The 9,250-nt window shown below is 52.4% G+C and carries 10 protein-coding genes; 6 read left to right on the top strand and 4 right to left on the bottom strand.

The genetic code is table 11. The features are described 5' to 3' along the window. Nucleotides 1-70: 70 nt before the first annotated feature. From HN413_15855 to HN413_15840, 4 genes are all read right to left on the bottom strand, one after another. On the bottom strand, nt 71-1,078 hold the full coding sequence (locus HN413_15855) for a hypothetical protein (protein MBT3391873.1): 1,008 nt from the start codon (nt 1,076-1,078) through the stop codon (nt 71-73). A 151-nt stretch (nt 1,079-1,229) separates the two neighbouring features. Beyond that, nucleotides 1,230-2,063 (bottom strand): site-specific DNA-methyltransferase, encoded by an 834-nt coding sequence (locus tag HN413_15850; GenBank protein MBT3391872.1) that lies wholly within the window; start codon nt 2,061-2,063, stop codon nt 1,230-1,232. A 67-nt stretch (nt 2,064-2,130) separates the two neighbouring features. Further along, nucleotides 2,131-2,886: a hypothetical protein gene (locus HN413_15845; GenBank protein ID MBT3391871.1), complete on the bottom strand. Its 756-nt coding sequence runs from the start codon at nt 2,884-2,886 to the stop codon at nt 2,131-2,133. Nucleotides 2,887-2,896: 10 nt separating this feature from the next. Then, nucleotides 2,897-4,186, bottom strand: coding sequence for an adenylosuccinate synthase (locus tag HN413_15840; GenBank protein MBT3391870.1), 1,290 nt, complete (start codon nt 4,184-4,186; stop codon nt 2,897-2,899). Nucleotides 4,187-4,353: 167 nt separating this feature from the next. Between HN413_15840 and HN413_15835 the strand changes: the two genes are divergently transcribed. The 6 genes from HN413_15835 to HN413_15810 form a co-directional block, all read left to right on the top strand. After that, a complete protein-coding gene (locus HN413_15835) occupies nt 4,354-5,367 on the top strand; it encodes an NAD-dependent epimerase/dehydratase family protein (protein MBT3391869.1) in 1,014 nt (337 codons plus the stop codon). Between the two features lie 24 nt (nt 5,368-5,391). After that, the gene (locus HN413_15830; GenBank protein MBT3391868.1) at nt 5,392-6,291 is read left to right on the top strand and encodes an NAD-binding protein; all 900 of its coding nucleotides are present in this window, start codon (nt 5,392-5,394) and stop codon (nt 6,289-6,291) included. A gap of 13 nt (nt 6,292-6,304) precedes the next feature. Continuing rightward, complete coding sequence (locus tag HN413_15825; protein ID MBT3391867.1) at nt 6,305-7,198, top strand: YitT family protein; 894 nt, start codon at nt 6,305-6,307, stop codon at nt 7,196-7,198. 64 nt (nt 7,199-7,262) lie between these two features. Continuing rightward, the gene (locus HN413_15820) at nt 7,263-7,877 is read left to right on the top strand and encodes a sigma-70 family RNA polymerase sigma factor (GenBank protein MBT3391866.1); all 615 of its coding nucleotides are present in this window, start codon (nt 7,263-7,265) and stop codon (nt 7,875-7,877) included. Continuing rightward, on the top strand, nt 7,855-8,409 hold the full coding sequence (locus tag HN413_15815) for a hypothetical protein (GenBank protein MBT3391865.1): 555 nt from the start codon (nt 7,855-7,857) through the stop codon (nt 8,407-8,409). The genes HN413_15820 and HN413_15815 overlap by 23 nt, the downstream gene beginning before the upstream one ends. Next, nucleotides 8,409-9,250 (top strand): hypothetical protein (locus tag HN413_15810; protein MBT3391864.1); only part of this gene is annotated, 842 nt, incomplete at its 3' end. The genes HN413_15815 and HN413_15810, both read left to right, overlap by 1 nt.

Raw genomic sequence — 9,250 nt, 5'->3', positions numbered from 1 at the left:
GCAGTGCCAAATTACTCTCACCTGACTATTAGAACAATTGTACTCGAAATTGATGCGAATTAGTATCTTTTTACAGCTTTTTCATTCCGATTGTGCTGTTCTTCCACACCTTTGCCTGCTGAAACAACTCGCTTAGAGGATAGAGTGCCTTCATGGGCAGAGATAGATTCGGGGTGCGCGTGCGTGGATACTGGAACACGCGCGAACCCGCGGGCAAGGTTTCTGCTTTTTGCCGGAACTCACCCCGGGGCATATATCCGCAAAAATTGATTTCCATGCCATAGACCCAGATATTGCCCCAATCCAGCGGCTGGATAACCCGCGTTTCATTCAGCACAGGGCTGTGAATGCCGATCTGCCCATCGGCGTGTTGCGGACTATGCAGCGAATTCAGGGCAAAAAATGTTTTTCGGGCGGTGACGCGCTTGCCGGGACGTAGTATGAATTGTTCTTTTTGGGGCGAACGCATCGGGTCTTGTCCGTTGAGTTCAATTTTTAATAGTTGACTCGCATTACTCTTGAGCGTGAGCGCGCCCAAAGGTTGCCATGCCTGGGGACGTGCCCAGTGTTTAGGCAGCGTGTAGATGAGATATACTGGCTGCTCGGCAGCGAGTGCTTTTTTTAGGGTTGCCTGATTGGGGGTCAGTAACGCGTTTAGAAAGGCGAAAATAAAAATATCATCATCAGTGCCGCGGTCCGCCTTGATTTGGTCGAGCGGTACCAATGCCTGCGCTTCGAGCAAATTGGCGGGTTGCTGACGCACCTGGCTGATACGCTCTTTATGCGTGAGCAAGAAACTCTTGATATCGCAGCGCCGCCCGCCAATGGCAATATCATAACGATCAGGATCGGTGAAAGGAGTGGCTCCCAGATTGTCGTGGGGAATTTGCTTCGCGGCCAGTAAGCGTCGGAAAGCCAGCTCTACTGCTACCCCTGCCACAATGCGCTGCAAGCGTTTCACCGGCGAAGTGCCCATGCGATTGTAGGTGAAGTGCAGCGATTTGCAGGCATAGGCAATTCCTGCCTGGGTCATATCGGGTGTGTAGGGGATGGTGATGAAGTCGGAGGAGGTTAGCATGGTTATTCGGTATCCAATAACTGCACACTCAGTGTAATCAACAAAAAGATTCACCACTTAGGCACAAAATCACAAAGGATGAAAATTTTTCGTCAATCGCTCAAGCCATATTCTTTGAGTTTTGGTGTCTTTGTGGTTATATTTTTTTTCGTTACTCATTCCGAAATTGCAAACAATAGTGGTGAAATGTATTACTCACCCAGGCGTTGCCCATCCCGTAAGGAAACAGACGAATATTATCCTGGCACCAGATTTTTTCGTCTTTGAGCGTGTAGGTTCCATCCAACCGCCGGGCCAAATCCCAGGCCAAGGGGTACATTTTGCCCCCTTTCTTCACATTCTTCACGATAATCGTGATATAAGCCCGTGGTTTCAGAAACGGCTTCATTTGGATATAAATCCGCACGAGCATATTTAGGAAATGTTCGTAATCGGGGATATTGCCTAAATCATCTGGGTGGTCGGAATACACCACGTCCAGCGAATCGTCTCCCCGGCGTTTTTTCTGGGTTTCCGCGCCTTTAGCGCTGAGCATATCCCAATAAGGGGGTGAAGTGATGACGTAATCAAGGGGGGGGATGTCATACTCTGGGAAGATTGTAGCAATTTGAGTGGAGTTGCCAGTGACGACTTCGGCGATGAGTGGGTCGTTGGTATCCCCCAGGGCTTGACGTTCCTCGAGCAGCATTTGACGCGCCATTTTTGCATAAGCCGGGTTGAGTTCAATGCCATAGCTGTGACGTCCCGCACGCAACGCGGCAATCAATGTGCTGCCGGTACCCGCCATCGGATCGAAGACAACCCCCTCTTGTTTGGTAAAAAACTCAATGAACTCCTGCACCAACGTTTCGGGATATTTTGCCGGATGTTGTAACACATCTTTTTTACGCGGCGGCGGATTATGCACAAACCACGATTTCTGAAATTTGAGCCATTCTTTGGTATCTAGATCGTTAAGCCGGTTGCGGAATTTGCGTTTACTCATAAGTAGTTTTTAGTGCAATGCCATCAAGTTTTTTTCTTTGAGCCTTAGTATCTTTGTGGTGTATTGTTTACGGTTCAATCTGATAGACCGTCAAATCCGAAAAGCTAACCGTCACTGCGGTTTCGCCTGCCGAGCGGATGAATACGCCTAACGCCCCATTCTTTAGTGATGGGTCACTGATGCTGAATTGGTACTGGTCGTTGACGAAGAAGCGCATCTCTCTCCCCGAGGCCCAAACCCCCAGGCGAGAAATGCTGGGGGCCGCCGAAGGTACCGCCGCGCTGCGCATCCAGCCCTGTGCTGATGAGGCCGTGCCGCTGATGACTCGATCCAGGCGCAATTGTCCATCGCATGAGAGCGAGAAGCGGTAAAAATTGGTGGGATTATTGTAACGCAAGAGCAAACCATATTCGTCAACTCCGCTGCACAAACTTGGGCTGGTGGTGATTTCGGCATAGAAATCGCTAAAAAAATACCCTTCTTGCACGCTGAAGAGAGAGCTTTTGGGTTGTGAAAGCGCTAGCGTGATCTCGTTATTGGCGACTGAGATATTGCTGTTCACTGTTGTGAGCAGTGTCCAACCCGCGGAGGAGGCAAAGGAATCACTGTATAGTAGGGTGCCAACCTCTGGGCGTAGTACCGGCGTTTCGCTGGGTAACAGCGTGGGGCCTGGCGTTGGAGTCTCCGTGGGCGGAAACCAGATCACTGTTGGGGTGGCGGTCTGCGTCGGGGCGGGCGTTTCCGTGGGCAAATCGGGCAAATCTTGCAGGGGCAGGCAGGCTGTGAGTAAAAGAGTTATTAAGATGATAGGTATGTGTTTCATCGGCTGAAGGTTAAACCCGCAAGATAATTTGCTCCCGCTCTGGGCCTACGGAAACCAAGGTTGCCGGCACCCCACACAATTTTTCAATCCGTTGGATGTAATTTTGCGCTTCGGCAGGAAGTTCTTCCCACGCTCGCACGCTCATAATATCTTCCTGCCAGCCGGGGAGTTCTTCGTAGACGGGCTCATAATCCAGATCGGTTGGCCCGAAGGGGAGATCGGTATAGACTTGATCGCCCGCGCGGTAGCCCGTGCAAATATTGAGCGTATCCAGCCCGGAGAGTACATCTAGTTTGGTGATGGTGAGTTCGGTGACGCCGTTGACGCGCAGCGCATAGCGCAGCAGCACAATATCCAGCCAACCCACGCGCCGCGGGCGGCCAGTGGTGGTGCCAAATTCATCCCAGGGGTTGGCGCCTGTGCCGCGCAAATGTCCGGCAACTGTGCCCGCCTCTTCGGTGGGGAACGGCCCTTCGCCGACGCGCGTCTGAAAGGCCTTTGTAACCCCGACCACGCGCCCAATCTGCCCAACCCCCAACCCCAGACCTACCAATGCGCCTGGCGCAGTGGGGTTGGAACTGGTCACATAGGGGTAGGTTCCGTGGTCGAGATCAAGTAGCGTGCCCTGTGCGCCTTCGGCGAGTACATTTTCTCCATGTTGCAGTGCCTGACTGAGCAAGATCGACACATTGCTGATATAAGGTTTGAGTTGGTGCGCGTAGTTCACATATTCTTCTGTTACAGCTTGCGCGTCAAGCGGTTCGGCATCGTAAAGAGCGGTCAGTTGTTTGTTGACGGTTTCAACATGCGTTTTGAGGGACTCGGCGAAATTTTCCAGGTTGCGCATGGCTTCCACGCGCAGGCCGGAACGTTCGGCCTTGTGATTGTAAGCCGGACCGATGCCGCGCAGTGTGGTGCCGATTTTGCCTGTGCCGCGTGCCTGCTCGCGAGCGGCATCCAGCGCCAGATGCGCCGGAGTGATAATATGCGCGGCGTGTGAGATTTTTAGCCGCTCCGGGTTGATATTTACACCATATGTGCCCAGCATCTCAATTTCTCGCAGCAAAACCGCCGGGTTGACGACCAGGCCATTGCCGATCACGCCAACCGTGTGGGGTTGGATCACGCCCGAGGGAATCAGATGCAGCTTGAAAGTCTGCTCGCCGACCTGTACAGTATGCCCGGCGTTATCGCCGCCGTTATAACGGGCGACATAATCGGCTTGTCCGGCCAGTAAATCTACCACGCGGCCTTTGCCTTCATCACCCCACTGGGTGCCGATAATAATATTCAGTGGCATATCAATAACTCCTCGATCTTTCTAAAAATGTTGAAGTTTTGTTTTCGGATTTCCAGAATGGATACTTCACACCTGACAAGTGTCATTGGCGGCGGATTTTGTGGTATTGTAAAATACATCCGACCGATTCATTCTAGCATACTTCTACTTAACTGAAGGAGAGTATCATGCGAAAGAAAGCTATTCTAATTACCGGCGCGGCGGGGGAAATCGGTCATGCGCTGATTGAAGCGCTCGCAAAAACTGGAGATGTCCCGCTGCTTAGTTTGGATTTGGATCCACTGCCCGAGGATATACGCGAGCTGACCACACATTGGGAAGCTGATATCCTCGACCAGAAATTGCTTGACCGTCTGGTGAGCGAATATGAATTTGAAGCCATTTATCATCTGGCCGCGCTGCTTTCGACGCGCGGCGAATTTTCGCCAGGCGCGGCGCATCAGGTCAATGTCAATGGCACTATGCAATTATTGCGCCTGGCCGCGGAGCAATCGGAATGGCGGCGCAAGCCAGTGCAATTTATTTTTCCCAGTTCGATCGCGGTTTATGGCCTGCCCGATCTGGAGACAAAAACTCAATACGCCCGCGTACGCGAGTGGGAATGGAACTATCCCCGCACGATGTATGGCGCGAATAAATTATATTGTGAATTGCTGGGGGTGTATTTTAGCGAATACTATCGTCAATTGGCGGCAGAACAATCCACGATGGTGGATTTTCGTGCCGTGCGCTTCCCCGGCCTGATCAGCGCATTCACCGTTCCCAGCGGCGGCACCAGCGACTACGGTCCCGAAATGCTTCACGCCGCGGCGAAAGGCGAACCGTATGGCTGTTTCGTGCGCCCCGATGTGCGCATTCCCTTTATGGCGATGCCCGATGCTGTAAAATCACTGTTGGCCCTTGCTGCCGCGCCTGCCGAAGCCATTGGGCAGCGTGTTTATAATGTCACTAGCTTTAGTCTCTCGGCAGAAGAATTTAAGCAATGGGTGTTGAAATTCTTCCCTGCTGCACAGATTGACTTTACCCCGGATATGAAGCGTCAAACGATAGTAGATAGTTGGGCCGCGGAGATGGACGATAGCGCGGCGCGGCGCGATTGGGGTTGGCAGCCGGACTATGATGTTCAGCGCGCCTTTGAAGGGTATCTAGTGCCCAATATTACGAAACGTTATCAAGACTGAATCAGCAGCCCCTAAGGAGTTTTTATGTCAGCGAAATTAACGGTAGGATATATCGGCCTCGGCATCATGGGTAAATCGATGGCCCGCAATATCTTAAAGGCTGGTTACCCCCTGGTTGTACATAATCGCAGCCGCAGCGCTGTAGCCGAGTTGGTTGCCGAAGGCGCAAAAGAAGCTTTTTCGCCCGCCGAAGTGGCTGCCCAGGTGGATGTGATATTTACGAACCTTCCCGACTCTCCGGATGTGGAGTTGGTGGCGCTCGGTACTGAAGGCATCATCGAAGCTGCGCGGGATGGCCTGATATTCGTCGATAATTCAACCATCAAACCGGCTACAGCGCGCCTGATTTCCCAGGAACTGGGCCAAAAGGGCGTGCTGGCGCTGGATTGTCCTGTTAGCGGTGGCGATATTGGCGCGAAAAATGGCACCCTGGCGATTATGGTGGGCGGCCCGGCAGATGCGCTTGAAAAAGTGTTGCCAATTTTTAACGCGGTTGGCAAAAGCATCACTCATGTTGGCGAAGCTGGCGCGGGGCAAATTGCTAAAGCCGCCAATCAGATTATGGTGGCTGCCCAGATGGTGGCGATGGGCGAGTTGATGATTTTGGCAAAAAAGGCCGGGGCGGATCCTGAAAAGGTGGTTGCAGCTATTCAGGGTGGCGCGGCTCAGTGCTGGACGCTGGATGTCAAGCCTGAGCGTTTGTTCGCGGGCAATCGTCAACCCGGTTTCAAAGCCTATATGCAGGCTAAAGACCTGGGCATTGTCATGGATACGGCGCGCGAATATGGTGTTCCGATCCCTGCGGCAGCGGTGCATACCCAGCTCTTCGATGCTATGTTGCAAATGGGCATGCCCGAACTGGATAACTCGGCAGTCGTCGGTGTGGTTGAAGCCCTGGCTAATACATCCCTTTTGGACGCGTAGGCTTTAGCGCGCAATGCGTATTTTAAACCCCAATAGATTATCGGGTGAATTCCGCTTTACCTGGCGCGCGGCGCGTGATTACGCTCTGATTTTTGCAGGTGCGGCGCTGCAAGCACTGGCACTGCGCGTTTTTCTGGTGCCATCACAACTTGCCAGTGGCGGTGTTAGCGGTTTGGCGCAAATTACCAACCATTACACACAGTGGCCGATTGGTTTGATGGTTTTGCTGGGCAATTTACCGCTTTTTATTTTGGGCTGGCGCTTTCTTGGTGGGCCGCACTTCGCCTTCCGCACGGCCTTTGCGGTGCTGGTCTTTTCGATGCTGGTTGACCTCCCTGTGCGATTTTTGCCAGAGGGTGGTATTACCGACGATTTGATATTAAACGCGTTGTACGGCGGTGTAGTGAGTGGTTTTGGCTTTGGCCTGGTCTACCGCGGGCAGGGAACCAGTGGCGGCTCCGATATTCTGGCGCGTATTCTCAGTAATTGGCGGGGCATATCTGTATCGCAGAGTTATCTCTTTACCGATGCGCTGATCATTTTGCTGGCGGGTCTGTCTTTTAGCTGGGAAAACGCACTCTACGCATTGGTGATGCTCTATGTCAGCGGTTTGGCCGCGGAAGCGATGAGCCAGGGGTTAAACGTCGCCCGAACCGCACTGATCGTAACGCAATCCCCCGATCAACTCACGGAGCAGATCATCGCCAAACTCGATCGCGGGGTGACCATTCTCCCCGCTCGTGGCGGATATACTCAGGAAGAGCGCGCGGTGTTGTATTGTGTGGTCATGCCCTCCGAAGTACCGCGTCTCAAAGCGCTGGTGCGTCAAATCGATGAAAAAGCATTCATGGTTATCGGTCATGCACATGAAGCGCTGGGCGAAGGCTTCCGTTCTTTGAGCGGATAAGTTTTGCAACTTCTCATAAAAGGTTGCGTATATTAGGGCACAACAAAATGATCGCAGGAGCACAATTTTGAACGACAACGAAGCGATATGGCTCGCCAATGCGCGGGCAGGCGATGACGAAGCCTTTACATATATCGTAGAAGCCTATCAGAAGCCGGTCTTTAGTTTGTGTTATCGCATGTTGGGCAACGCGGGCGATGCTGAAGATGCTGCCCAGGAAGCCTTTTTACGAGCCTATAAGAATTTAAATCGCTACGATCCAGAACGTTCTTTTGCAACCTGGCTGCTTTCCATTGCATCTCATTACTGTATTGATCAGTTGCGTAAACGGCGTTTAACAACTTTTTCGATCGATGACGAACAACACGATTGGTGGCAGCCGCCAGACCCTGGCCCTTCACCGGAAATCCGCCTGGTCAATGATGAGAAACAGGCTCAGGTGCAGCAACTGCTTGATACTTTGCCTCAAAAAGATCGGGCCGCGATGATCCTGCACTATTGGTACGACCATTCGTATGAAGAAATTGCCGAATCGCTCTCGCTCAGCGTTAGCGCTGTAAAAAGCCGTCTCTATCGTGCGCGTCGTGCATTGGCTGAACAATATCAAACGATGGATGCGCAAATGCTTGAATCTCAAAATACTGAGAGGACGCCCTATGAAAAAACACCAGCCTTTTGAAACCTGGATTCTTCTCGATGAACCCCTCGCCCCTGAGCAGGCTCAATTATTAAACGCGCACCTCAAAACGTGCGAAGCGTGCCATGCCCTGAGAGCCGCCTGGGGCCGGGTGGATGCAATGCTTCAGGAAACACCCACACTTGAACCTGCGCCAGGCTTCGTTACCCGCTGGCAGGCGCAACTATCTCAACAACGCAGCCTGCAACGCTACGCGCGGCAACGCTGGCAATCGTGGATTACGCTGATTCTAATTGCCAATGCGGTTTCAGCCTTTGCGGTTTTATTAGGTTGGCAGGTTTTTAATAGCTTTAGTTCACTGACAGAAATATTAATACTCTTGGTGCAGCGCGCAACGACATTTATTACGGTAGTCAATGTATTTCAAAATCTATTTGCGGTTGCTTTCCGCACACTGCCGGGCTTGTTGCCACCAGCCGGGTGGGCTGTTGTCGCTGCTCTGATAAGTATTGGTAGTCTGATTTGGGTGATTTCACTCTCCCGATTGGCGAGAATGCGATGGAGGACACAATAATGAAAAAAATCAAAATATTCACCTATCTGTTATTGATGATCGCGCTGGTTTGGCCGAACGCGGCCTTTGCCCGCGGTTTGGCTGATGATAAGGTTATTTTCGGCGGCACATATACGCTGGCCGAAGGCGAAACTCTGGATGGGAGTGTCGTGGTCTTTGGTGGGACGATTACGCTGGAAGCCAACAGTACCGTAAATGGCGATGTGGTTCTGATTGGTGGCACTATGGATGCAGCAGGCACCATTAACGGCGATATGGTTGGTATTGGCGGAGTGCTTCAACTGAGCGAAGCGGCAATTGTCAATGGAAGTCTGGTTACGATCGGGGCTGCTCTGGACAAGGCGGTTGGGGCTGAAATCAATGGCGATGTTGTTCAGGGCATCAATCCCCCCTTCCAGTTCAACTTGCCCGAAGATGCGGTATACACGCCTGCCGTCAGCGTTGACCATAACCCGGCGCTTGAAGTCGTATGGTTTTTCTTTCGCATGTTTATGTGGGCGGCCCTGGCAATTCTGTTGGTAATATTCTTTGCCGAACCGACCGAACGGGTAGCCAATGCCGCGCTCAATGAACCGCTGATCACAGCCGGAGCCGGTTTGCTGACCGCGGTGCTTTCTCCGCTGGCAGTTCTGGCGCTGGTGATTACAATTATCCTTAGCCCCGTAGGGCTTGTGTTGGCAGTTTTGCTGGCGATAGCATGGCTGTTCGGCTGGGTGGCGCTGGGGCTCGAGGTTGGGCAGCGTGTGGCAAAAATGCTCAATCAGGAATGGGCGCCCGCAATTGCATCGGGCGTGGGCACGTTGATTCTCTACTTCGTGCTGGCCGGGTTCGATCAGATTGT

The organism is Chloroflexota bacterium (assembly GCA_018648225.1).
Lineage (GTDB): Bacteria > Chloroflexota > Anaerolineae > Anaerolineales > UBA11858 > NIOZ-UU35.
The sequence above is the reverse complement of the archived record's forward strand: the minus strand, read 5'-3'. Positions and strand labels throughout refer to the sequence as shown.

What these genes read in the sequence shown, in the direction of transcription:
- HN413_15840 (MBT3391870.1), bottom strand. Translation starts at nt 4,186, where the DNA reads ATGCCACTGAATATTATTATCGGCACCCAGTGGGGTGATGAAGGCAAA.
- HN413_15830 (MBT3391868.1), top strand. Translation starts at nt 5,392, where the DNA reads ATGTCAGCGAAATTAACGGTAGGATATATCGGCCTCGGCATCATGGGT.
- HN413_15855 (MBT3391873.1), bottom strand. Translation starts at nt 1,078, where the DNA reads ATGCTAACCTCCTCCGACTTCATCACCATCCCCTACACACCCGATATG.
- HN413_15845 (MBT3391871.1), bottom strand. Translation starts at nt 2,886, where the DNA reads ATGAAACACATACCTATCATCTTAATAACTCTTTTACTCACAGCCTGC.
- HN413_15815 (MBT3391865.1), top strand. Translation starts at nt 7,855, where the DNA reads ATGAAAAAACACCAGCCTTTTGAAACCTGGATTCTTCTCGATGAACCC.
- HN413_15850 (MBT3391872.1), bottom strand. Translation starts at nt 2,063, where the DNA reads ATGAGTAAACGCAAATTCCGCAACCGGCTTAACGATCTAGATACCAAA.
- HN413_15825 (MBT3391867.1), top strand. Translation starts at nt 6,305, where the DNA reads ATGCGTATTTTAAACCCCAATAGATTATCGGGTGAATTCCGCTTTACC.
- HN413_15835 (MBT3391869.1), top strand. Translation starts at nt 4,354, where the DNA reads ATGCGAAAGAAAGCTATTCTAATTACCGGCGCGGCGGGGGAAATCGGT.